The 22932-nt window shown below is 57.4% G+C and carries 32 protein-coding genes; 20 read left to right on the forward strand and 12 right to left on the reverse strand.

Annotated elements, in window-relative coordinates; genetic code table 11:
• The first annotated feature begins 17 nt into the window (after window positions 1-17).
• The gene (locus IEW18_RS20625; RefSeq protein ID WP_188559783.1) at window positions 18-1439 is read left to right on the forward strand and encodes a hypothetical protein; all 1422 of its coding nucleotides are present in this window, start codon (window positions 18-20) and stop codon (window positions 1437-1439) included.
• An 89-nt stretch (window positions 1440-1528) separates the two neighbouring features.
• On the opposite strand, the gene IEW18_RS20630 is transcribed toward IEW18_RS20625, so the two are convergent.
• Window positions 1529-2113 (reverse strand): Mom family adenine methylcarbamoylation protein, encoded by a 585-nt coding sequence (locus IEW18_RS20630; protein ID WP_188559784.1) that lies wholly within the window; start codon window positions 2111-2113, stop codon window positions 1529-1531.
• A 92-nt stretch (window positions 2114-2205) separates the two neighbouring features.
• On the opposite strand from IEW18_RS20630, the gene IEW18_RS20635 reads away from it, so the two are divergent.
• From IEW18_RS20635 to IEW18_RS20660, 6 genes are all read left to right on the forward strand, one after another.
• Entirely contained in the window at window positions 2206-3096 is an 891-nt protein-coding gene (locus IEW18_RS20635; RefSeq protein ID WP_188559785.1) for a hypothetical protein, read from the forward strand.
• Between the two features lie 67 nt (window positions 3097-3163).
• Complete coding sequence (locus IEW18_RS20640) at window positions 3164-3331, forward strand: hypothetical protein (RefSeq protein WP_188559786.1); 168 nt, start codon at window positions 3164-3166, stop codon at window positions 3329-3331.
• Window positions 3324-4031: a hypothetical protein gene (locus IEW18_RS20645; protein ID WP_188559787.1), complete on the forward strand. Its 708-nt coding sequence runs from the start codon at window positions 3324-3326 to the stop codon at window positions 4029-4031. Before IEW18_RS20640 ends, IEW18_RS20645 begins: the two co-directional genes overlap by 8 nt.
• Window positions 4032-4230: 199 nt before the next feature.
• Window positions 4231-4989: a hypothetical protein gene (locus IEW18_RS20650; RefSeq protein ID WP_188559788.1), complete on the forward strand. Its 759-nt coding sequence runs from the start codon at window positions 4231-4233 to the stop codon at window positions 4987-4989.
• Window positions 4989-5474: a hypothetical protein gene (locus IEW18_RS20655; RefSeq protein WP_188559789.1), complete on the forward strand. Its 486-nt coding sequence runs from the start codon at window positions 4989-4991 to the stop codon at window positions 5472-5474. Before IEW18_RS20650 ends, IEW18_RS20655 begins: the two co-directional genes overlap by 1 nt.
• Window positions 5475-6224 carry a hypothetical protein gene (locus tag IEW18_RS20660; protein WP_188559790.1) on the forward strand — a complete coding sequence of 250 codons (750 nt, stop codon included), beginning with the start codon at window positions 5475-5477 and terminating at the stop codon, window positions 6222-6224.
• A gap of 31 nt (window positions 6225-6255) precedes the next feature.
• Here IEW18_RS20660 and IEW18_RS20665 read toward each other — a convergent pair whose 3' ends face one another.
• The 6 genes from IEW18_RS20665 to IEW18_RS20690 are packed head-to-tail and all read right to left on the reverse strand — an operon-like array spanning window position 6256 to window position 9495.
• Entirely contained in the window at window positions 6256-6732 is a 477-nt protein-coding gene (locus tag IEW18_RS20665; RefSeq protein WP_188559791.1) for a DUF3841 domain-containing protein, read from the reverse strand.
• A gap of 18 nt (window positions 6733-6750) precedes the next feature.
• The gene (locus IEW18_RS20670) at window positions 6751-7506 is read right to left on the reverse strand and encodes a hypothetical protein (RefSeq protein ID WP_188559792.1); all 756 of its coding nucleotides are present in this window, start codon (window positions 7504-7506) and stop codon (window positions 6751-6753) included.
• Entirely contained in the window at window positions 7503-8141 is a 639-nt protein-coding gene (locus IEW18_RS20675; protein ID WP_188559793.1) for a hypothetical protein, read from the reverse strand. Before IEW18_RS20675 ends, IEW18_RS20670 begins: the two co-directional genes overlap by 4 nt.
• A 1-nt stretch (window position 8142) precedes the next feature.
• Window positions 8143-8421: a hypothetical protein gene (locus tag IEW18_RS20680; protein ID WP_188559794.1), complete on the reverse strand. Its 279-nt coding sequence runs from the start codon at window positions 8419-8421 to the stop codon at window positions 8143-8145.
• 49 nt (window positions 8422-8470) lie between these two features.
• A complete protein-coding gene (locus tag IEW18_RS20685) occupies window positions 8471-9235 on the reverse strand; it encodes a ParA family protein (RefSeq protein ID WP_188559795.1) in 765 nt (254 codons plus the stop codon).
• Entirely contained in the window at window positions 9226-9495 is a 270-nt protein-coding gene (locus tag IEW18_RS20690; RefSeq protein WP_188559796.1) for a hypothetical protein, read from the reverse strand. The genes IEW18_RS20685 and IEW18_RS20690 overlap by 10 nt, the downstream gene beginning before the upstream one ends.
• Before the next feature lie 136 nt (window positions 9496-9631).
• On the opposite strand from IEW18_RS20690, the gene IEW18_RS20695 reads away from it, so the two are divergent.
• The gene (locus IEW18_RS20695) at window positions 9632-12799 is read left to right on the forward strand and encodes a hypothetical protein (protein ID WP_188559797.1); all 3168 of its coding nucleotides are present in this window, start codon (window positions 9632-9634) and stop codon (window positions 12797-12799) included.
• Window positions 12800-13039: 240 nt separating this feature from the next.
• On the opposite strand, the gene IEW18_RS20700 is transcribed toward IEW18_RS20695, so the two are convergent.
• Genes IEW18_RS20700 through IEW18_RS20710 form a run of 3 tightly spaced genes read right to left on the reverse strand, consistent with a single transcriptional unit; the run spans window position 13040 to window position 13817 of the window.
• Window positions 13040-13285 carry a hypothetical protein gene (locus IEW18_RS20700; RefSeq protein ID WP_188559798.1) on the reverse strand — a complete coding sequence of 82 codons (246 nt, stop codon included), beginning with the start codon at window positions 13283-13285 and terminating at the stop codon, window positions 13040-13042.
• Between the two features lie 2 nt (window positions 13286-13287).
• Entirely contained in the window at window positions 13288-13557 is a 270-nt protein-coding gene (locus IEW18_RS20705) for a hypothetical protein (RefSeq protein ID WP_188559799.1), read from the reverse strand.
• A gap of 2 nt (window positions 13558-13559) precedes the next feature.
• Entirely contained in the window at window positions 13560-13817 is a 258-nt protein-coding gene (locus tag IEW18_RS20710) for a hypothetical protein (RefSeq protein ID WP_188559800.1), read from the reverse strand.
• Window positions 13818-13909: 92 nt separating this feature from the next.
• On the opposite strand from IEW18_RS20710, the gene IEW18_RS20715 reads away from it, so the two are divergent.
• Genes IEW18_RS20715 through IEW18_RS20725 form a run of 3 tightly spaced genes read left to right on the forward strand, consistent with a single transcriptional unit; the run spans window position 13910 to window position 15121 of the window.
• Window positions 13910-14614, forward strand: coding sequence for a hypothetical protein (locus IEW18_RS20715; RefSeq protein WP_188559801.1), 705 nt, complete (start codon window positions 13910-13912; stop codon window positions 14612-14614).
• 6 nt (window positions 14615-14620) lie between these two features.
• Entirely contained in the window at window positions 14621-14779 is a 159-nt protein-coding gene (locus tag IEW18_RS20720; RefSeq protein WP_188559802.1) for a hypothetical protein, read from the forward strand.
• A 9-nt stretch (window positions 14780-14788) separates the two neighbouring features.
• Window positions 14789-15121 (forward strand): hypothetical protein, encoded by a 333-nt coding sequence (locus IEW18_RS20725; protein WP_188559803.1) that lies wholly within the window; start codon window positions 14789-14791, stop codon window positions 15119-15121.
• Between the two features lie 83 nt (window positions 15122-15204).
• Here IEW18_RS20725 and IEW18_RS20730 read toward each other — a convergent pair whose 3' ends face one another.
• Window positions 15205-15825 (reverse strand): hypothetical protein, encoded by a 621-nt coding sequence (locus IEW18_RS20730; RefSeq protein WP_188559804.1) that lies wholly within the window; start codon window positions 15823-15825, stop codon window positions 15205-15207.
• Window positions 15826-15828: 3 nt separating this feature from the next.
• The gene (locus IEW18_RS20735) at window positions 15829-16209 is read right to left on the reverse strand and encodes a DUF3127 domain-containing protein (RefSeq protein WP_188559805.1); all 381 of its coding nucleotides are present in this window, start codon (window positions 16207-16209) and stop codon (window positions 15829-15831) included.
• Window positions 16210-16370: 161 nt separating this feature from the next.
• Between IEW18_RS20735 and IEW18_RS20740 the strand changes: the two genes are divergently transcribed.
• The 9 genes from IEW18_RS20740 to IEW18_RS20780 all read left to right on the forward strand — a co-directional run.
• On the forward strand, window positions 16371-16850 hold the full coding sequence (locus IEW18_RS20740) for a hypothetical protein (protein WP_188559806.1): 480 nt from the start codon (window positions 16371-16373) through the stop codon (window positions 16848-16850).
• Between the two features lie 248 nt (window positions 16851-17098).
• On the forward strand, window positions 17099-17866 hold the full coding sequence (locus IEW18_RS20745; RefSeq protein WP_188559807.1) for a hypothetical protein: 768 nt from the start codon (window positions 17099-17101) through the stop codon (window positions 17864-17866).
• Window positions 17867-17923: 57 nt separating this feature from the next.
• Window positions 17924-18154 (forward strand): hypothetical protein, encoded by a 231-nt coding sequence (locus IEW18_RS20750; RefSeq protein ID WP_188559808.1) that lies wholly within the window; start codon window positions 17924-17926, stop codon window positions 18152-18154.
• On the forward strand, window positions 18151-18384 hold the full coding sequence (locus IEW18_RS20755) for a hypothetical protein (RefSeq protein ID WP_188559809.1): 234 nt from the start codon (window positions 18151-18153) through the stop codon (window positions 18382-18384). The genes IEW18_RS20750 and IEW18_RS20755 overlap by 4 nt, the downstream gene beginning before the upstream one ends.
• A 2-nt stretch (window positions 18385-18386) precedes the next feature.
• Complete coding sequence (locus IEW18_RS20760) at window positions 18387-18533, forward strand: hypothetical protein (protein WP_188559810.1); 147 nt, start codon at window positions 18387-18389, stop codon at window positions 18531-18533.
• A 444-nt stretch (window positions 18534-18977) separates the two neighbouring features.
• The gene (locus IEW18_RS20765) at window positions 18978-20441 is read left to right on the forward strand and encodes a TROVE domain-containing protein (protein ID WP_188559811.1); all 1464 of its coding nucleotides are present in this window, start codon (window positions 18978-18980) and stop codon (window positions 20439-20441) included.
• A 46-nt stretch (window positions 20442-20487) separates the two neighbouring features.
• Window positions 20488-22254: a hypothetical protein gene (locus IEW18_RS20770; protein ID WP_188559812.1), complete on the forward strand. Its 1767-nt coding sequence runs from the start codon at window positions 20488-20490 to the stop codon at window positions 22252-22254.
• Between the two features lie 3 nt (window positions 22255-22257).
• A complete protein-coding gene (locus IEW18_RS20775; RefSeq protein ID WP_188559813.1) occupies window positions 22258-22566 on the forward strand; it encodes a hypothetical protein in 309 nt (102 codons plus the stop codon).
• Between the two features lie 5 nt (window positions 22567-22571).
• Window positions 22572-22932 (forward strand): hypothetical protein (locus IEW18_RS20780; protein WP_229728891.1); only part of this gene is annotated, 361 nt, incomplete at its 3' end.

Below are 22932 nucleotides of genomic sequence, written 5' to 3' on the forward strand. Positions count from 1 at the left end.
CCCACTTGTAGCCCTTCATGGCAACCACCCTCACCTATTCCCCCGCCTTTGCGTCGTCAGCGTACAGCATCGACCAAATCGGCACCCGCGTCCTGAACGCGGACGGCTTCCAGCTCGTGCGCGACATTCTGCCCACGGTGGACCCTGACTTTGACGACTACAAGTTCATTTCCTTCCTGGAAACGGGCAAGAACCGCGTGGTCAAAGCCCTTACCTTCAACCACTTCGAGAAAGGCCCGTTGCTGCGTGCCGTAACTCCCGGTGGCGTAATCGGCGTGGCTACGGCCGCCAGCGCAACGGTAACCCTGACGGCCAACTCGTTTACGGCCTCGGGTAGCGGCGACAAGACCAATCTCAAGCAGCGCGACATCGTTCACCTCTACGGCGACATTTTCGGCTTCGTGGCGGCGGTTTCGGGCTCGGGCACGACCAAGCAGTTTACCATCACCCGTCGGGCAGGCACCACGGAGGACGTTGGCGCTTCGCTGACCTACATGGTGAATAACGCGCTGCCAATGGCTATCATGTCGAACGGTAACCGCGAGGGCTCGGGCATGACGCAGGAAGGCATCAACTCGAACTACACCCGCTACTCGGGCCAGTTCCAGACCATCAAATCCTACGGCGCTATCACGGGCGACGCCGACGCCGTGCTCATGGAGTTCTCGGACTCGGCCGGTTCGCGCTACAAGCTGCCCCAGCAGACGGCCGACATGCTGAAAGTGCATAAGGCCATGCAGAACTTCGCCCTCAAGTATTCGCCCGACGGCGCATTCTCGGAGGTAGAAGCCGGTGACGTTCCCCTGACCGCCTCGCTGCGCTCCAAGCTGAAAGCCATCGGTAACAAGCTGCTCTACGATGGTACCACGGGCTTCACCCTGGCCGACCTGGACAAGCTGACCACCGGCATCAAGCGCAAGACCGGCAGCAAAGTAGTAGACGTATTCGTTGGCCCCACCATCCGGGGTGATTGGGAAAACCTGATTCGCGCCTTTACGGCTAACGGCGGCATCACGGCCGCTGGCACCCAGCAGGGCTTTAACGGGGTTCGCTACAACGACAACGTGCAGAGCAAGGGCGTAGACGCCGACCTGGAATGGTTCCAGTACAAAGGCATCAAGTACGTGCTGCACGAGGAGCGTATCCACGAGGCGGTAAACGGCCTGAGCTGGCAGTCCTTCGAGCGCGAGGCGTATATCATGCCCGCTGGCAACATGAGCGTAACCAACGTTTCGACGCTGGTAGGCGCTAAGAGCATCGTTATTCCAGCCCTGACCCTGTGCTACAAAGTGCAGTCGGGCGGTCAGGACCGTCGCTTCCGCGAAATCAACCGGGGCATGGACGTAACGTTCAACGACGTGGACGAGAAAGGCTTGCAGACCCAGGAAGGCTTGCAGTTCGTGGGTGCTCGTGAGGGTTGGTTCATTTCCCCCGCCTAGTAGCTTGGTTGGTTGAATCGGGGTGCGCTACGCCCCAAAAAAAGCCCCGGTCAACTTGGCCGGGGCTTTGTGTTTTACGAGTATGGCGCTTACAAAAGGTTAAAAACAAACTTGTGCTTGGGGTAGGCTGGCGTTTGCTCATAACCCAAAGCAAGCATTTCAGACTTTGTTCTGTTGACAGTCGCCTTGGGGGCTATCTGCCGCCCAGTTGCGGGCTCAATCCATCTTCTGCGTGGCCGTGTCATGCCAGCGTATTGCCAATTAGTTGCCACATAGATTTTGCCCTTGTGGCCCTGAGATTCATCGGCATAAGTAACCAAGGATACAAAGCGAGCATCCCTCTTGATTAGTCGCATACTGCATCCAAGCAAAATGGTGGCCGCGTTCCTTGGCTCTCCTGGGGCAATTACTAGCCGAGACAATCCTACTACGCGCTTCCAGTCACTATTCACTGCCTTGCACGCTGCTTTTGTGGGTGGCAGCCACCATGCGACTCCTACCAGCTTGTTATCAGCCACTCTATACAGACCGTGGAAATAACATCCTGTATTAGAACCGCCTTTTGCGTAGTGATGCTGCTCAACTAATACCCGAGCTTCCTTTGGTGGGGTATCTTGGATATAATAGTCGCTTTTTCGGGCACTGCGAGAGTGGTCATAATCATCTCTATTCATATCTTGAAAGTACAAGAAACTTTCGTTACCGCCAAACAGGCAAGGGAAAATATATGTACCTTGTCCCTTGACCCAACCTTCTTGCTCTCTACATGAACCGCGAAGATTACAACCGAATCAGCCCGAGCCTGCGCAACCGCATCCCCGCTTTCCCCAAGGGTAAGAGCGTGACCCTGCGCTCCCTCGATACGCCCCCGCCCGCCCGGCAGATTATCAATACGTCGAACGACACGGAGTTGCGCCCGCAGACGGCCTCCCCCATGAGCATCAAGTCGTCGGCTATGATTCTCGACCCCGAAAACGGCGACGTGCAGATTGCGGGCCTCGGGGCCAACACGCTGCAAAACGGCGGCACGCCAATGGCCCGCTACGAGCCGACTATCCTGTACTTTGAATTTGACGAGACGGGCACTTGCCTGCTCGGAGAAAAGGACAAGCAGCTCTACGAAGTTGCCATGCTCCACCCCGCTAACAAAGACAACGTAGTGCCTGGTGCGCCCATGCCCGCCACCGGCTACCGCTTCGAGGTAGTGGACATTGAGAAAGCCGCTGACGACGACGTGGCCCTGCTGGAAAAAGCCCTGGCCGTGAAAATGGAAGTAGGCCAGCTCTCCTCGGCCGTGCTGCGCGAAACCGCCCAGCGCATCGGCGGTATCGACTCTACGGGCACGGACGCGCAGATCAAGAAGGCGCTCTACGCCCTCTGCGACGCCAACCCCGAGAACGTGCGACGCCACATGAGCGACCATGTAACGCAGAACACCGCCCTGGTGAAAGAAGCCAAGGAGGCGGGCGCTATCCGCTTCGTGGACGAAAAGCAGGCGTGGGAGTTCGTGGCTACCGCTGGCCTGATTTACGCCTCCGGCACGGAAGACCCGCTGCTCTCCCTGGTGGACTATCTCTCCACCCCGCTCGGCAGCAAGCAGCGCACCGCCATCCAGACCGCCCTCGACGCGGCCAAGAAATCCACTAAGCGCCGCTAGTATGCACAACCTGAAAAGTGTGTTACAGGCGCTGCTAAACGAGCCTGTTAGAGAGTGTTCTAGGGGTATGGGTCCAGGCCCAGCCACGGAACACGGAGTTAGTATTGGCGATGGCGGCAAGGCAAAGTGCTTCGCCACGGTATCTGCTCAGGAGCGTTACCAGAAGCTGCCTGCCTTGTCCGTGAAGGCTGCCGTGGAGTACATCGCCCGCGAAATGGATATCGACCTTGGCTAAACGCATCTTCTCCATCGTCTCCGTTATCCGCACCTTGCTCGATGAGCAGGGTGCGTATGCGAGCACGCCCCGTATTGCCGAAATGCTGGGGATGGCCTCCAAGCAGTTGCAGACGCACTACCTCGGCGGCACGGGCCTCTGGCGACCACGCCCCGGCGTAGACCTGAACACGGAATGCCGCCTTGCCCTGGCCCCCTTCCTGCGCGACCTGTTCTATGAAAAGGAGCAGGCGGGGGTCACGGAGCCGACGAACCTGCTGGAAGCCACGGGCGACTTCAACCTGCCCCTGCGCTTTCGCTACTCCACCTCGGCCGAAGTCGAGGGCGCGGTAGCCCCGGTGGAGTGGCTGGATGAGCACGCCAAGACCCACCGGCTGAACTGCCCCATCAAAGGCCCGACGCCCGACCGGCCGCTGATTTCCCAGCGTACCGCCGTGGCCGGGTTGCGCCGCTGCCGCCTCCACCCCGCTTCCTGCCCCAATCTCACGCTCCAATACTACGAGCTGGTGCCCGAGCCGGTGTACGCCGAATCCTACGCCTCGGGCAACCCCGAGTACGACGACGCGGCCAGCGTGGACACCGGCTGGGGCGAGGAGCACGAACCCGAACTGATTACCCGCACCCTGCGCCTGCTGGGCGTTTCCCTGCGCGACGGCATGATGCAGCAAGCCGCCAACCTCCTCACCCAAGAGAACAACTAATGGAGCTTATGCAAGATATTTCGCAAGTAAAGCCAGTTGCCATTGTGCTATTTGATGGACAGGAGCACAAGTTGTTCCTGCAAGCACCGCACTCAGGAGAGCCCTGTGAAATGCTTATTGGCCCTACCGGAGTACACAACCTTGCGAAAGGAAGTGCCAGAGAGCTATTAGAAGGTTCGCTCGTTCAGCTTATTGCTTAATGGCAGCTTCCTTCCCCTTTATTTCCCAGCCTGCTACCGAGGACTTGGACGTTGCCGCTCGGGAGGTATTCCTGATGGCGGGTGGCGGGCAGCCCACGGCTGACCTAAACGTGGACGAACGGGAGTGTCGCCTCGCGGTGGAGCACTTCTATCAGCAGCGCGTGCAGGCCGCTGACCAGTACAACAAGGACCGGCTGCAAAAGGATTTCTCCGAGCGCCTAGCCCTGGACAAGCAGCGGTACTTCGACCTGCTCAACGCCCGCCAGCTCGACGGCACGAACGCCGCCTACCTGTTCTACTTCCAGAAGCCCGTGCTGCTGGACGCGGCCAGTGAGCAATACTACTGCGAGCTGCCCGAGGAGTTTGTCAAGCAGGAACAGTACGACCTACTGCCTGGCGAGGAACTGGTCAGCGTGTGCGAACACGTCAAGCAAGACCTGCGCCGCAAGCAGAAGGGCCGCTTGTTCGGCACCAAGGCCCAGGCCGAGCAATTTGTGAGCCTCTACCCCATCGCGCCCGACTTCGGCTACTACCGGGCCGGAAACCGCGTGTGGCTCACCCAGGACGACTACGCCGGGGAGTTCCCCGCCTCGGCCCTGCAACTCGGCTGCGTGATTCGCCCCGAGCGGGACAAGCTGCCGGAACCGGGGCTTATGACCGCCCTGGACCTAGCCGACATTGTAAACAAAGCCTACGCCATGATTATGCAGCGCGGGCAGCCGGACAAACGCAACGACAGCAATAGCACAACCAAGTAATGACAGAATTAACGCAACTCTACACCATTGCGGAACACGGGCGGGGCGACTGCTGGCGTACCGCTTTTGCCTGTGTGCTCGACAAGCAACGCCCCGAAGAAGTACCCGATTTCGTGTATAACGCGGATGGAACCCCTAATGACAACTACTTCCCCGATACCGTAAACTGGCTTTGGGAGCAGGGTTATGAATTGCAGTCTGTGGGATTAGGCCAGCGCCCGGCAGGGTATGAAATGGCTGCCGAAACAGCCGAGCGGCTTAAGACTGAATCCTACGTTGTTACCGGCCGCTCACCTCGCAAGTACCCTGATGGTCGCCCTATCTACCATGCTTGTGTCCGTCGGGGCGACGGAACTATCTATGACCCGCACCCTGAGAAGAATGGACTTGATGGCAACCCAGATTCTGCTTGGCTTCTAAACCCTAGAAGCATCGAAACATATTGTCAATGCTCGGCGCGGAGCGAAAACGAATGCGTCTGCTAAATGCCTAACCACTCTACCCTGCGCGAACTGGTTGACACCGTGGCGCTCAAAATCGACGCTGAGCGCCCGGAGCGGTATTTCACCCGCCTCTGGCCCTTTGCCGTGAGTGGCCTGCAAGAGTTGGGCTTCTCCGGCGCGGGCGGGCACTCGCTCAAAACCATCCTGCTTGATGTAGGCGTGGACCGCGTAGCTACCCTGCCCGACGACTACCTGGAATGGGTGGCCGTGGGCCAGGGGTTTAGCGACGCGGCCGGTACGCGGCGGGTGCGCAACCTTGCCTACGGTCCTTCGCTGAACTTGCACGCGGGCTACGAGCCCTTCCTCGACCCTGCCCCGCTGGATGCGCCCGTGGATACCGCGTGGCCTGCCTACCAGTACTTCGGCTGGGACGGCGCGAGCCTGTGCGGCTACGGCTACGGGGAGTACCGCGAGGAGTTCCGCATCGACCCCAAAGACCGGGTACTGCGCGTAAGCTCGCTGATTGACGCGGCTGACCCGCTGGTATTTCAGTACCTATCCAGCGACTCCACTCCAACGGCAGGTACACCCCTCCACCCCTTCCTGCACCGCCCCCTGGAATGCTACATTCTTTCGGAATGGTGGAGTCACAAGCAGAACTGGACCGCCTCCGCGCAGTGGATGAAAAAATACCTCGGTGCCAAGACCAGTATGCAGAAGCGCTTCGACCCGTCCACGAGGGAAGGCATCCAGGAAGCCATTAGTAGCGCGTACAGCCTGAGTGTGAAATAGAAAAGCCCCGGTTAGCGCCGGGGCTTTTGCTTTACCTCCCAACAAAGCGTTTGATTAGTTTGATGTTGGACACCGCCACTTTATCGGTAGTGTATTGAGGTATAACCCTATCAAGCCAGTCGGGATAAAGTTCAAGCAGCTTGAAATCAAATACCCGCTCCCAACTAGCCTCCATATCCACCGGCTCATTATCATACAGTTGTAAGTGCCATCCATTAAGTACGTAATGCCAAGCGTTGTAATCTGATGCAAGCACCCGTGCTTCGTTCACCTCTAATCGCAAAAGCACTAGGCCCCCTGTCCCGAATCCTCGCTGTCGCAAGTCCGGTCGCTCTCCCCACGCCCACACAGGGTAGAAGTCTTCGGAAATTCCCAGCCGTGTTTTCATTTGCTGCACCATCCAATCGTAAGAGTCTTTTTGCAAAAGATAGCCCACGTTACCAGTCAGGTAGCCTACCTCCTGCGCCTTTTCCCACGCGAGATAATCCTGTACAGTCCACAGTATCATTTTCGAGGCTTTTTGTTACTATGATTTTGGCTTCCTAACATAACCGTGTTTTTGAAATGGTTGAATCCAGATAAGCTTTATTTCACTGTTCTTTTCGCCGTGGCGCTGCGCTCGGAAGTGCCCTGATACACCAAAGCCCTCAGTGCGAATAATATACTTATTCCAAGTGCTATCAACAAGTGTAACATCACAGTCGCCATCGTTGGTGTATCCAATGGGACGCGCACTACTTTTCTTACCCGCCTTTACAACCAACAGTTCTGGCTCGGTCAACTCCAAGAACAAAATCATTTGTATCGCCAAGGTTATGCGTGATATACAACCTTCGGTGCGAGTCTTTAATTGTGGGCCTAATTCGGATGAAAGATCAACCCATGAAAAATTTGTCTCAAAATCAGACCCATCAACCCTCTTAACTGCATTGACAACCAATTGATTATCAATAATATCATATCTCAAGGAAAGGTCTTTGCCAAAAAGCAGATTGACGGACTTGCGGTGAAGCTGCTGCACAATAGATAGATCAAACTTGTCGGATACGGATATTTTCAATATCACCTCAAGCGCCCGATTTAAGATCAAATAGCTTTTGGCCCTTCTTGAAAAAAGGGAGTCGAACATCTTCTCATCCCGTAGGGTTTCTCTTGCACTGTCCTCGGTTTTAATGTCTCCCCTAAGTTCCGGCCAAGCATCTGATAAAGCTCCCTTTAAATGCTCAAGCGCAGCCGGTGAGTTCATTATCAAGCCTATATAGTCGTTGGTTTTCAGCTTCATTTCCGGGGCTTTTTAGTTTTCAGCAGCTTCTCCTTTTCCTTCTCCGGCAGCGGCTTGTCCGCGTCGGCGGCGTGCTGGGCGTAGAGCATTTCCAGCGCCCGCTCCAACTGCTCGCGTATCGGCATCCGACCCCAATACTTCATCTGCTGCATCTGCCAGTAGAGGCGGGCTGGTATTTTGTTGGTCAGCAGTTTGTCATCTGGCAGTTCGGCATCTTCAATAGATTTCTGAGTATCAACTTGCGCTTGACGACTTTTCTCTATCTGTACTAGCTGTTCGTCTAGTTTTGCAATAAGACGACACATTGCCAACGCCGGAGTATCAGCCGCTGCAATCGGTAACGATTTTGCGTCTTCATTCCAGAATTTTTGGGCTGCTACATCATCCCCGAATGGAAACGAGGTGAGATAGGTAAAAGAAAGTTGAAAGCTGGCAACCCACTTGCCGTTGCTGTAAGCCCCGTCATAACGGTCTGTTTTCAGTGTAAACCTACTTGCCTCAGGGGTCATATGACGATATTGCTCTATGGCTGCGAACGCAAATTCGGCGTCTGTGGTATAGAGTGGTGATGGGCCACGAGCATTTAGTGCCGAATGAACACGCTCATTTAATTCGGTCAATACTGTCACTTCCATGTTATTTTCTTTTTTTATTGGCTAATAATTTCTGTTGAGTCTTCTCAGGTAGCGGCTTGTCGGCTTCCTCAGGATGGCGGTCGAACAACTCCGTTAGCGCCGTATCAAACACCTCCTGAATGTCAAGCCCGGCCCAGCGGGCATATTGGTGCAGCCGCCACCACGTCGAGCTTTTCAAGCGGGTGCCAATCTGCACCAAGGGCTCCTGCTCGGCGGCGGGCTCAACGGGTGGGGTAGCGGCCCCCAAGTCGCCGTACATCAAGTTATCAACGCTTGCCACCTTACCCGGTATACGAGGATTGCTTTGCTTAGTCATTTATCTTATTTATCTAGGATACAACGGATAGCCGCGCTATCATTTCCGTGGTCAGCGCCTCGTAGTCGGCCGCCCCGTTGCTTTGCGGAGCCCACTCAAAGATGCTTTGTCCGTTGGCCTGGGCCTCACTCAGCGCCACGTTTTCCCGAATGTAGGTCTGCATGAGCAAGTCTTTCAGGTCCGCGTCCTCGGCCATGCTTTCTACGTACTGGTGGTGCAGCTTGCGGCGGTAGGAGGGGTGGTGCTTGTTGAAGAAAACGCCACCCACACGCAGCTTGGGATTGAAGTTGGCCCTTATCCGCGCTACCATGTCGAGCAGCGTAACAAGGCCGGTATAGCCAAAGAAATCCGGCTGCGCGGGCACAAACACGGCGTCACTGGCCCCGAGCGCCGCGATGGTTAGCGGCGAAAGAGTGGGGGCGGTATCGAACAGCACGAAGTCGTAGTTGGCCTTCAATAGCGCATCGCGGAAAAAGAAGGGATACTCAGGGCGCGAGCCTAGCACTTTCTCAGCCCCAGCAATACTCGGGGTGGCGGGCACGAGGTCGAGGCAAGGGGATACGTTACGGGCAATGTCAGCCAGCGAGCCGCGACCGTCAATAACCACGTCCAAATGATGCGTGGTCAGCACATCAAAGCTCTTGGTCAGGTTGCTTTGCGGGTCACAGTCGATAAGCAGAACGCGGTTACCAATGCGGGCCAGGGCGTGCCCGATGCATAGCGTAGAGGTGGTCTTGCCCGTCCCGCCCTTGTTGTTAGAAATGCAGATTACTTGCATATGCGGTTTAATTTATTGGCAATCACCGTCAGCTTCTTGATTTGCGCAAGCAAAACCTTCATTTCATCTAAGGTACAGGCACCCTGCATGATGTAGATACCAAATCCGTCCTGTGTAAGCATTAGGGTTGCATTCGCATTTGGCTGCTCAATTATCTTCCAAGTGCTTAGTTCGGAGCCTTGCCAAAGCGGGCGCTTCTCAATAAGAATCCCGTTGGATTGATATAGCGCATTTAGGTAATCCTTATCCCTTGTGGTCATGGTAGTATGTGTTAGTATGATGCAAGTGTATGCTATCTACGCGAGCATTGCAAGCATTGTTATCAATTTTATTAAAATAAGATTTGCAAGCCACGGTAGCACTGTTCGCCCGTCTTGCATTGATTACCTTGCCAGTATGCCCCAAAGCCGCCACGTTCCGTTTGTACTGGACACCGACACCGACCCCTCCAAGCTCCCGGCCAACAACGCCCGCGCCCTGGTCAACGTCTTTCTTGAACAGCAATTTGCCACTGGCTGCTTCGGCAACCGCCCCATTGCCTACGACCTGCCCGACGCGGGCAACACAACCTGCGTGGGCGCGGTCTGGGACGCCGAGGCGCAGGCCGCCTACTACCTGCTCTTCAATACGGACCAGGACTTGCGCATCGTGCGCTACCGCCCCTCGGCGGGCGTGGCCGATACCGTGCTGGCGTGGAGCGGGCTAGGTATTCCCTCGGCCCCCGGCGTGGCCCAGCCCTGCGTGACCGACGGCTTTCTGCTCTACCTGGATGCCCAAGGGGAGGTGCGCAACATTCCCGTAGCCCGCGCCCTGAGCGGGTTCTACACTACTTCCCTGCTCACGGCCGAGCCCTACTGCCTGCACCTGCTCAAAGTGCAGCCGCTGACCCCCGCCGTGGCCCGCCTGAGCACGCTCCCCGCTGGCAAGCTCAACAGCGTGCGCGGGGCGGCGTGGCAGTTTGCCATCCAGGACCGCTACCTCGACGGGGAGGAGTCGCTGCTGAGTTCCTACTCCGACGTATTCGACCTAACCAATTCCACGGCCGAGCAAACCACCCAGGGGTTGCGCGTAACCCTGCCCCAGCCGTGCCCGGCCCTCGTGCGCGAGCGGGTGGTATGGGTGCGCAAGGACGCGGAAACTACGTGGCTGGCCCTGGCGGCCGTGCCCCCAGCGACGTTGACCGTGGACTTCTTCGGGGCGCGTACCGGCGAGGCGCTGGATGAGGCGACGGCGGCCCGCGTGTCCGAAGCCCTCTGGCCCGCGCGCGCCCTCGGCCTGGCCCGTAACCGTGCCTTTGTGGGCGGCCCCACGGAAGGCTACCCCGTGCCCACGGTCAGCCTTACAGCTCAGGTAGTGAACCGGACGAGCGCGGCCGATGCGGCTACCCTTACCGTCAACCGCACGGAACTGGTTTACTACATCAACGAGGAAATCCAAAACCAAGACGGCACGGTTGACGAGGGGGTGAGTGAGGGGCGCGTGGAGAGCTACTACGCCTCCTCCTCGGCCGACCCGCAGGTGTACTACGAGGTGCGGCCCATCGGGACCAGCCAGCTTAACTTTAGCGTGGTACCCGGCGCGGTGCCGGGCGGCCCCGACGTGCTGACCGATATTACCCCGCCTTTCACCGATGAGCGCCCCGGCCGCACGTTTACTGTTACCCCCATTCCCGATGCCAACGTCACGGGCTTTCCCGCCCCCGGCTCGTCGGCCGCCGTGGGCGTGGAGCGCACCCTGCACGAGCGCAGCGAATACCAGGTGGCCGTGCAGTTTTACGACGCGCTGGGTCGCCCCGGCTCGGCCACTACGCCCCTTTCCCTGCAAGTGCCCGCCCAGGAGGCAACCAAGCAGGGGCGGGTGGTGACGTGGCAGCTCCCCACGCTGGCCGCCAGCGAGATTCCCACCTGGGCGCGGTACTACTGCGTGCTGCTGTCCACGAACCGCACGGCCACGAGCTTTATTCAGGGCAAGGCCACCGATGTGCGCGCCTTCCGGGGCCTGGGTACGAACAGCGCCCCGATGCTGGCCCAGCAGAACGCGGCCCACGAGCTGCTGTACGTGAACATCAAGACGTGGCCCCGCGAAAACCAGGGGTATACCTGGAAGGCGGGCAGTGGCGACGTAGTGCGCTTCGAGGGGCAGACCGACGCCTACCCCATTACGGGGCAGAGCGGGGAATACTTGTTGGTGGAAACCCGAGGCGTGGCCCCCTCCGATACGCCCGTCGTGGAAGTGTTCACTCCGCGCCTGCTCGGCAGCGCGGCCGGGTCGCTGCTGTACGAGCGCACACCCCTCTACCGCGTCCTCAACCCCGGCATGGCGACCCGCGCCTACGCCGTGACGGCCGGAACCCTGGAAGGCGACGCCTACCTGGTGACCCGCGCCTACGACGACAACGGCACCGTTACTTCCACCGTGGAAGCTACCAGCCCGAGTGCGGGCCTGCGCCCCCTGTGGCTGGACGTGGCGCGGGGTGGCCGCCCGGCCGTGGTGCTCCCGCAGGCCGCCCAGCAAACGACGCTGCCGACCGCCCTGCGCTTTTCCAACCCCCGCATCGCGGGTACGCAAACCAACGGGCTAGCCTCGTGGGAGCCGGGCAATATCGAGGACTCGCGCATTCCGCGTGAATTAGGCCCGCTACGCGCCTTGAAGTCCGCCGACGATACGCAGGCCCAGGGGAACGTGCTGGTGGGCGTGTGCGAGCACGGAGCGGTGTCAATCGGCCTGTCCACGGCCCAGATTCGCCAGCAGGACGGCTCGCCCCTGAACGTGGACACGGACAAGGTGATTGGCTACGTGAACGTGCTCAGTGGCGGCTACGGTACGCAAGACCCGCAGACGGTGGCCGCTTACGGGGGCAAGCTCTGGGCCTACGACCGGCAGCGCCTCGTCTGGTGGCGCTACGCCCAGAACGGGGTAATCGACCTCGGGCAACAGTTCAACTTTCGCCAGCGCCTTGCCGCCCTCGGCGCGGCCCCACTGCCCGGCGCGGGCTACGACCCCTTGCGGGAGGAAGCCTACCTGCTCACGGGCGAGGCGGCACTGGTGATGGATGAGCGCAACAAGGTCAGCGCCGACACGCGCACCCTCAACGGGGAGTGCGCCCTGGGTACGCCCCTCGGGCTGCTGTCCTGGCAGAACGGGAGCCTGTGGCAGCACGACGCCCAGGCCCCGGCCTGCTCGTTCTTTGGCGAGTACCTGCCTCCGGTGATTACCACCGTGTTTGCCGAGAGCAGCAATCTGGCAAAGCGCTGGAAAGCCGTGAGCATCGAATCCCCGGTGCTGTGGCGGCCCACGGGCCTTATCACTGACACGGGCGGGCAGAGCACGACGCTGGCCCCGTGGTTTGAGCGGCGGGAAGGGGTGTGGCGGGCGGCGCTGCGGGGCAACCAGCTCACCCCCGGCTTTACCGACTACACGCGGGCGCTCTATGAGGGTAGGCCGCTGGACGGCACCACGCTCACTGTGAACTACTCCCCGCCCGAAGGCGACGAAATGCAACCCCTCTCGGCGGTGAGTGTATCGTGGGAACCTCGCGCTGGGCAGACCGCAGGCATAAGCTGAAAACAGAACTGACCGACATTCCTATCGGTCAGTTCTGTTATTGATGCTTTTTTAGTTCTGCCACGTCCTCATAGAAGGAGTATAGCCGATGTAAAGCTCCAGCCTTCATTCTTTTGAGCAATTCTTCCAAATCCTTTTCGGTTACCAAATCAAAATCAAGTTTGGATAGTTGGTTTTGAAACGACTCCAAAAAAAGCTGCGTCTTTAAGCAATGACCCCGCCTATTAGCCTTTTCTCTATTCATATCCCTGCCCCGGTTATGGCTTCATTGAGTGCTTCTTCGATAGTGTGGGCGTCGTAATACCCGCCGTACAGGTAGCCGCCGTCTGCGTGGCGTACGTCAATGGACCACTGACTATTCTTGTTCACGCGGCTAATGTCTAGCTGGCAGCCTTTGTAGAAGCCGAAGAACGTGTCCTTGTCGAACTTGACAGCGCGGGAGAATCTACGCCCGCCGAGTAGGAAGGGTTTGAGGTAGGTGTACATGATTAGGCTATGTAGGCTTGGGAATAATAGCCGAACTCTGTAACCAATTCCCGCAGGTAGGGCTTGGCGGCATCGGGCACCGACACGGGCTCGCCAGCCACGAAGGGGATATTGACGCGGCGCTGGTACGTGTCGAGGGTGATGGGCGTGTCACCGCACTTCTGGCGCAGCATAAAGCGCAGGTAGGCAAGGCGGTTCTGCTTCGAGGTGCGCCGAACCGGCGTGGGCTCCTCGGGCTGCGGAGCTAGGGTAATGTTGCGGACTACGAGCATGGCTAAACGAATTTATAGAAGCAGTCATATTCTTCTGAAATACCCCAATTGTACTGCCGTAGCAACACAGCCTCCTCCTTGGTTAATCCAGCTTCCAGGGCTGTATCTACATCTATCGAGTAGATAATGTCGTGCGCGGGAGCGCCTACGACCTCGTCTGTGTATTTGCTTAAAATCTTCAACCCCTCGAATGTTCTATCAATGCCGCTGGGCATGGTGGGCTCTTGCTCGAAAATCTCCTCTAGTTCTTGAAGTGTCATACGATGTGTTGTTTAAGTACCTGACAATAGTACGAGAAGTTTTCGTTAAGGTCAAGCGGTGGGCGAACAAAATTTGTACCTTGCCTCTACCTATGGCGAACTTTTCTTCTATTCTCGGCGCAGTGGGCGCAGCGGCCGGTGGCCCGGTCGGAGCCATTGGCGCGGGCCTGATTTCCGGCATCCCCTCGCTCCTGGCCGCCGGCAAGCAAAAGCGGGCCTACAAAAACCTCAAGCTGCAAGACACCACGCCCGAGCCCTTCAAGGAAGCGCTGGCCCTGTCGCGGCAGAACGCCACGTCCCAGCTACCCGGCCTGGGGGCGGGGCAGAACCGCCTGGCCGCCACGCAGGCCGGGGCCACCTCGGGGTTGCTGCGGGGCAGCGGCTCCACGGCGGCCCTGCTCGGCGGGTTGACGGCGGGCGTGGCCCAGCGCCAGGCCGGCGAGCAGCAGTTGGGCATCCAAGGCGAGCAGTTCCGCCAGCGCGGGCAGGACCAGCTTCGCCGCGACCTTGCTACCCAGGCCGACTACAACACCAACGACCTGAACAACTACAACAAGGAGCGGGCCGCCCTCAAGCAAAGCTCAAACGAAAACCTCTCGCGGGGTATCGGCGCGATTACGGGCGGGCTTGCCAGCGGCATCAACATCGGCCAGCAGAACAAATACACCGACGCCATCAACAAGACCAGCCAGCTTGGCGGCGGTGGGGTAGGGGGTGGTCTGATGAGCTTCCCGCCCCTGCCGGGCAAGCGACGCAGTCCGTATTCCGGGCTGGGCGTGCAGTACCCTTCCTACTAACGTGGTATGCAGCTTCTCACCTCCCCTCAACTCCGCAACTTGGCCTGCGATGCCAACCCGCTCGTGGCCCCTGTTCCCGTAGACCTGCTGGTAATGCTCAAGAACACCCCACTTTCACGACTCCTGTTCATTCGGGCCTTTTACTGGTCCTTCTCCCGCAACTAACCACCTCTAATGGCTAAGACCAAGAAAGCAGCCCCCGACAAATTAGCCGAAAGCATCGACGCCGTTCTGGACGAGCAAGTGCTGGAAGCCAACGCGCCCGTACAACCGCAGGTAGCCCAGGGTATTCCCGTAGAGCAGCCTGTCGTGGCCGTCGTGAAGCCCGACACCTACCGGGTGAACTTCTCCAAGCAGAATGTTTTGCGGGGCGTGAGACGCCAGAATCTGCACTACGGCGGGGGCGGGGAGCCGCGCTACGACGTGGTGCTGGGCGTGAGCATGGGCGAGGACACCGAGGGCTTTGTGATTCCCAGCGTCCCCGCCCGCCTGATTGAGCAGGAGTAACCCGCTCTACCTGCAAGCAAAAAGCCCCGGCTTTCCATGTGGAGGCCGGGGCTTTGCAATAGGCGTGGTTGTGGAGCGAGGGGCTAGGCGGCGTTACCGTACGTAACAATGGGCTCTAGAAGGATTATTTCATCCGTGCTAGATAATACTTTGTCAATCCAGGCTTGATGCTTTTCGCGGGTATCAAGAAGTTTGCCATCATACTTCTTTCTGTACATCATCTCGGCTTGGTCGTATTCGATAAAACGGTGGATGGTGTAATGGTCGGAAGGAGAAAGCTCAATCACATCTTTTGCATCCTCTGGGCGGTAACTCCAATGGTGCAGGTGGGTGCCCTTGGCTAAGGGTTTTATGTGTTGTGATAAGGCTCTCGCCGCGTATTTCTCTGGATATTTCGCACGGTGAGCAGCGCTGTACTGAGTTGCAACTTCTGGGGCGGGCTTATGCTTCGACTTATATTCTAAACGGTGATATTTGCCTCTATGCCTCTTTCGCTCTTTCTCAATCCAAGCGGAATCGCTTTTAAGGAGGTCTGCCCGACTTTTCGTGTCCGCCTTAGTACAACTCTTGCACTTATTTAAGTGGCCGTCAGCCATTTCTTTATGCTTGTAATAGTCCGAAAGGGGCTTCTCAGTATTACATTTGAAGCACACCTTTCGGCCAGATAAAATTTTAGCATCTGGCCGATCAGTTGCAATCTTCATAGGTCAAAATGGGAGGTCCGAAATTTCATCGTCGCTGGCGATGGAGGCGGCCTTGCTAATAGCCTTCGCGGGAGCGGCTTTGGTGGCCGGTTGCGCAGCGCCAGCGGCGGTAATCTTCCAGCCTTGCAGAGACGTGAAAAAGCCCCGGCCGCCTGTCTTGGGCTGATACTCGCGACCCCGAACATTGAAGTCCACGACTACCTCCTGGCCCTCGGCAAAGTTATCCAGCAGGTCAACCCTGTCCTGGACGAACTCGAAGGAGGGGGTTTCGGTAAAGTTGCCATCTACGACCTGCACGGCCAGCAGGCGCTTGGTGAACTTGTCGCTTACTTGTTGTGTGTCGCCAATAAAGGCGATGGTGCCGGTGATTTGAAATCCTGCCATGAGGCTAAAACTGGTTAGGTAGGCGTTGTTGCCTATTTCAAAAGTACAGGAATCTTTCGCTGATACAAACGAATGAGGCAAATTTATTTTCGTTGTAATCAAGTTTGTCGCATATTTGCGCAGCACATAGCCGGGTGCCTGTCCGGTTTCAAAATTACCTTATGTCACTGCCTCCGTTCATCCTTGATATCAAGAATACCGCCCTGGAATTAGCCCAGCGCGACGCGCACCCAGAATCCTACCGCAATGGGGTAGAGACTACCATGAAAATGCTGCAAGCCCTTCTTGATGAAAAGCCTCTATTCAACCCCAATCAGTTTGGCCCTATTTCGCGAGGTGCGTGGCGTAACCGGATGCGAATAGCTAACCAAGCAAGGGAGGCGGCCGAAAAACGCTGTCAGCAGGCTATACAGGAATTGGAGGATATTAAGCAGGAAATAGGCGGAGCCACCACGGCTGAGCTACTAAGCAAGATTAAAGCATACAAGGCCGAGGTTTCCGCGCTGAATAAAAAGTTGGCTGGGCCTGGGCTGCCACTATCAAAATCGGCCAAGCGCACCCTGCAAGAACGTCTTAACGAATACTTAACCGTTATTACACAGCTACGAGCTGAGAACGAAGAGTTAAAGAGAAATAAATAAACAGAAGCGAACCAACTTGCGAAAGTTTTATGTACTTTTGTTATGTAAAGCGTGTGTACGAGACACGGCAAGACATTAACTAGGCAACCGTGTATTCGCGGTTATAACGAGGAAGTCCAGCCTCACCTAGCGAACCCTCAGCAGCTCGTACCTGCTGGGGGTTTTTGTTTTGTCTTGTGGCGCAACCAGTACAGTATATTTCTATTCCGAAAGGCTTGGCTACGAAGGTGGCTGCGCATTCGCGTGAATTGAAGGCTGTCTGCGTCCTGTATCAACTCAAAAGCCTCTACGTAGGCGGGGTAGTGTGGAATTTCAGCCGCGAGGCGAAAGCCATTGCCAACACCTTCGGGTACTCAGAAGGCAAGCTACGCCAGTACCTTAGCTACATTATCAAGCGCGGCTGGGCCAGCAAGCGCGGGCGGCACACACTCGTCCTGCGGAGCCGCCGCGTACTGACCCAGGAGTTTGGTGTAAGCCAGTACTGCCATAAGGTATCTACCGACCACCTCTACCGCCTCGAAGAAGAACTAACCAAGCTGGCCGTTCAGGAAAACCTCGGCCGCCAGCAACACGTCATTGACACTCGCCTCCAAGACGAGTACCTAGCGCATAACGGCAAGAAACGCTCATCCCATCTGCAACCGGCTGCTCGGCGTCGTATCCTCCGTGGATTCGATTTGGCTGCCGCGCAGACTTCTGCCAAAGCGCGTTATACAGCTCAGGTACGCACGAAATCGGAGGTCGGTGTTCTAAACCCCTTCGCCACGCTTTCTCGCAGCGGGGTAGCACGGGTATTCGGCCGCAAAAGCAAAGCCGCTGGCTTGCGCCGCGTCCAAAAGCTAAAGCAACACGGCCTGTTATCAGACTGCCCGCACTACGTTGTTATCCGGCCCATTACCCTCGTGGAGTTCAAGGCCATGCAGCGGTACGCGGGTGGAAGTCATGGAGCGTATCGGTTCTATAACGGCAACTTGCTCAAGCAGCTTCCCAACCTTCTTACCGTACCATCCAATTAGGCAAGGGATGAGCTTAGGAAGGGATATGAAAAATAGAAATACCCCAAATCACACCGTATGGACTTAAAACACCCACTACTCAACGGCCCTAAGCGCGTACATGGGAAACGTATGCCCGACGTAAAGCTACCGCTGGTAAAACTCACGGCTGAAATGATTGAATCCTTGCAGACGCCGAAAGGCGGATATGACAGGGCCACACTCGCCAAGCTCGGTGTTAGTTGGCCGCCGCCGAAGGGGTGGAAGAAAAGACTGATTGGTAAACCTGTAATTATAGAAAAGACATGACCATCAAGGAATTTCAGCACGTTGTCTTTCGCCTCTCTAACACCTGCTTTGTCCGGCACTGGATGAACTGGAAAGAGCGGAGCGAGCCGCCCTATTATATGGCCTTCACGCTCATTGATTGGGAGGGTCAGCCGTTGCAGCCCTACCTTGGTGACCTAGAGCGCTACGGCCCGCATACCATTGAGAGCATCGGGGTAAACACCATCTACATTTTTGAACGCACAGAATAGCCATGATGGACTTCTTCAAATGCCTGCTGATTGTCGCCCTGTTTGCCATTCGCGTGCTTCCACACTTTGCCGCTACGTGGAAGGACACCGAGGGATTTAAGATTGTGCTGTACCTGAGCCTCGCCTTTTTAATCATTAGCATCCTATGAACGAAAGGATGAACAAGTCAAAAAATATTTTTCCTAAACGCTTGTTTTAGCGAAAACTTCTCGTACTTTTAACACATCGAAAGTGGCAAGGCTTGGGTTACTTCCTGCTACGAAAAACCACCCAAGCCAATTATCCCTTTCAACGTTCTTTGTCGGTAGTAAGGCTTTGGTTACTTCTTCTGGTGAAAAAAAACACCAAAGCCACTTATCTCCGACAACCTTATTGGCAGTAGTAACGAGAGGGTTACTTCTATGGCACTGACAGAGTTGAAAAACTCTCGCGGGTTCGAATCCCGCCCTAGGCTCTATTCGACTAGGTGGCTGAGTGGCTAAAAGCATCAGAATTGAAAAACTCCCTCCCGAATTATCTCTGCCAACGTTGGAAAGCCGCTTTGCTTCATTGCAAGGCGGCTTTTTCTATTGCCCATCAACCAACCATTCTATATGACGCGCTTTAATACCGCTGCCGTGGGCAGCAAGACGACCAATCTCGCCGGAGGAACTGCCTATGCCGAGTCGCCGGAGTTGGCGCTGGCTTCGCTGTTGCTTACCTCTTTTGCGCAGGACCAGTTTTATGCTAAGGCTGACGAGCAACTAACCCGGCTGAAAGAACTGCTGCTGGTCTGTGACCCGAAGTTTGCCGCCCAGGCCATCGTGTATGCTCGCCACGAGTTCGGGATGCGCTCCATTACCCATGCGGCGGCGGCTGAACTCGCTCCTCGCCTGAGCGGCCTGCCGTGGGCCAAGTGGTTTTACCGCGCCGTGGTTCACCGCCCCGACGACATTACTGAAATCCTGAGCTACCAGTACGCTTTCAAGGGCAAGCCCAGCGGGGCGATGAAGAAAGGGTTGGCGCTGGCCTTCGGCCTGTTCTCGCCATATCAGCTTGCCAAGTATCGCGGCGAGGGCAAGAACATGAAGCTAGTAGACGCGGTAAATATCCTGCACCCAGCGTCCTCACCCCGCAACGAGAATGGCATTGCCGAACTGGTGACGGGCACGCTTCGCTCGCAGGATACGTGGGAGTCGGAGCTAACCCGCGCCGGGCAGAACGCCACCACGCCCGAAGAAAAAGCCGCCGCTAAAGCGGACGTGTGGACGCGGCTTATCAGCGAGAACAAGCTGGGGTATTTTGCCCTGCTGCGTAACCTGCGTAACATCATTGAGCAAGCCCCGGCTATTCTGCCCGTGGCCTTGCGTCAGCTCACCGACGACCGGCTGATTGCCAAGTCGCTCGTGCTGCCCTTCCGCTTTCTCACCGCCTTTGACGAGGTGCAGAAACTTCCCTCCTCCCAGGAGGTGCGTAATACACTCGTGGCCCTGACCCGCGCCGTGGACATTTCCCTGCAAAACGTGCCGCAGTTTGAGGGCGAAACCCTCGTGGTACTGGACGTATCGGGCTCCATGACGCAAACCATGAACGGCCGCATTCCGGCCCGGATTGCCTCGCTGTTCGCCGCTACGCTGCTCAAAGCCAGCAACGCCGACCTGCTCACCTTCTCCACCGGGGCGCAGTACGTGAACTACAACCCGATGGACACGACCATCACGCTTGCCAGCAGCATCCCCTTCCAGGGCGGCGGCACCAACTTTGGAGCTATCTTTCAGGTAGCCAATAAGAAGTACGACCGGGTAATCCTGCTCTCAGACATGCAGGGCTGGAAGGCCCAGCCGAACGGCTGGAATGTGGAATCCTCGCCCGTACCGACATTTAACGCCTACAAGCAGCGCACCGGGGCCAACCCCAAGGTGTTCTCCTTTGACCTCGCGGGTCACGGCTCCGTGCAATTCCCCGAGCGGGAGATATGCTGCCTCGCGGGCTTTAGCGAGAAAACGCTGGAACTGCTCAAGCTCTTAGAGCAGGACCGCAACGCCCTGGTGAATAAAATCAAGCAGGTAGCGTTTTAACCCCAAGCCTCGCTACCTCGGCGGGGCTTTCTTTTTATCTTGCCGTATGCTTTTATCCAATTCTGGCAGCGTTCCGTTAGGCCAAGCCGGTAGCGGTGCTGCTTACGTACTTAATCCCGACCGCTCGGCGGTGAGCACCCTCGAACGCGGGGCGGCCCTGCGAGCTTCCCGTGCCCAGCAGGACGCCATTCGTCGGCAGAAGCAGCTCGACCTCGACGCGAAGGAGCTGGACGACCGGCTCAAGTACAAAACCAACACCGGCCGCCTGTTTCAGCCCTCCTTTGACGAGCAGGTGGTGCCCGACTTACAGAAGGGCATTGCGGGCCTCTACAACCCCGCTGCGGGCATATCCCGCTTTCAGCGCAGCAACCAGAGCAACCAGCTCACCGACCGGGCCGAGAGTATCCGCACGATGGGGGAGCAGAAGGACAAGTTCCTGACCGACTACCTGGGCAAGCTGCGCTCCGACCCCACCCGCAACTTCGACGGGGGTAACGCCCTGCTGCAAGATTCCCTGCGCGACGCCACCGGCCGCCGCCTGCGGGCCGACGAGTACGACGAGCTGGACGCGGTGCGCAAGTTTGAAACTGACTACCGCACCTACAACCCCCAGCAAGTTGCCCTGGCCTCCATGAAGGGCTTGCTCCACGACGACTACAACCAGACCTCGGACGCGGGCTATGTGGGCGGCAAGCACTTTAGCGACGTGCTGCAATCCCGGCTCGTGAAGGTGGGCAAGGATGGCCGCGCCGTGCTCAACGCTGACGGAACCCCCGCCCTTGACACGCAGAAGTACTTCGAGGCCGCCTATCAGGAGGGCAGCCCCTTGAAGATTGTCATTGACGGCATGAAAGCCGACTACGACAAACAGCGGGCGCAAGACCCCTCGCTGCCCAAGAAAGGCGAGCTGGGCTTCTTCAACGAGCTGGTCGCCCCGCTGGCAAAAGTCAACTACCGCCACACCGAGGGCCTGAATGCCCAGCCTAAGTCGGCGGGCAAGGGCAGCGGGTCGGATAGCGGCTACGAAATGGATGGGGATTGGGTGGATTCAGATTACGAGGCTACGGTGCAGACTGGAGTGCAGGATCAGATTCGCACCCATGCTACCTTTATGAATGGCAATCAAGTCGCTCCTACCTTTGATGGAGGCCGTGAGGTAACGGGTCAGAAAACCCAGTACGCCAACAGTTTTCCTACCTTTGGCAAAGGCCCACGGGCACTCTTTAAAAAGAAAAGCGGGGAGAAGGTGCCGATTCATGTGAACTCCATTCAATTTGCTGTATCCTATCAGGATAACGGCCGGGGGCAGTTTACACGGGTAGTAGACAGTAAGCGGCCCCTATCCGGGGAGTTTGGAGAGCAATACCTCGTTACCGCAGATGCTAAAACCGGCGAAATCCTGTACCCCAAAAACCAACAGGAGGCTGAACAAATGGTTCGATCCGGGCGTGCTGTTATCCAGCCCGCTATTGAATTTGCCTCCGATAAGAACGAGCGTTTCCAAGCCGATTACAGCAACGCATTGAAAGCTCTTAAAGAGCAGAATGCGTTCGAGGCGTCATCGGATGCCTCGAAAATAAAACCAGAGGCCATCTTGGAAATAGAAGCCCGAAAACTAGTAAGCCAAGGCGTCCAGCGGACACTTGTGCCCTACAATGCTCAGAACGCCGTGGCTATCAACGGGGTAACAGGCGGGCAGTACCGCGCTGGTCTTGCCCGCGCCAAAGCTGCAATGGCAAAGCTGAGAGCCGCTGCCCCCGCCCGCTCTACCAGCACTTCCACCAAGAAGAAAACCACCGGGATTACCTGGTAATCTATGGCTCGCTCTACAAAACATACGCCCGTACTTGGCATTACCCGTTGTCATTCCGAAAAGCAGGATAAGCGGTGCGCAAATCGTGTGCTGCGGCGCAAGGTGAACATCTTGGTTAAGCAGGACGACGCCTACCGCCACCTGTTTAAAGATGCTGGCCCAGCCTTGGCTGATATTCAGGACAACGACTGGCAGGACACCCGCCCGCATTGGGAATACCCCCTTCTGCGCGAAGTATCCAACGTGTACTCGTTCGGCAAGGACGGGAAAGTGTATTGCTCTAATCCGCAGCCCGAGAGGCTGCGCAAATAATCCTCATGCCCAACCCGCAACAGCCAACCATCCCCGCAGGCCGCGTGCGCCTGCAACAGCTTCACGGATTGCTCGTCAGAGAGTACGGCGACGTGCCCACGGACTACACCACGTTTGAGGAGAAGTTCCTCGCCGACCCCGTGCGCCAGCAAAAGCTCTACGACAAACTCAAGGCTGACCAGTTCGAGGACTTGCCCGCCGACTTTGCTACGTTCGAGGGAGCCGTGACCGAAGGGTTAAAAAAAAAAGACGCTGCCTCCGCGCCCTCACCTACCGCTGCTGGCTCGCCTGGGGCAGATGGTGCGGCTTCTGCTAACCCGCTGGCACCCGCTGCCCTAGCGGACTTCCCCACGGCGGCCAATGCCC

Origin of the sequence: Hymenobacter glacieicola, from assembly GCF_014640315.1 — a bacterium.
Classification (GTDB): Bacteria; Bacteroidota; Bacteroidia; order Cytophagales; family Hymenobacteraceae; genus Hymenobacter; species Hymenobacter glacieicola.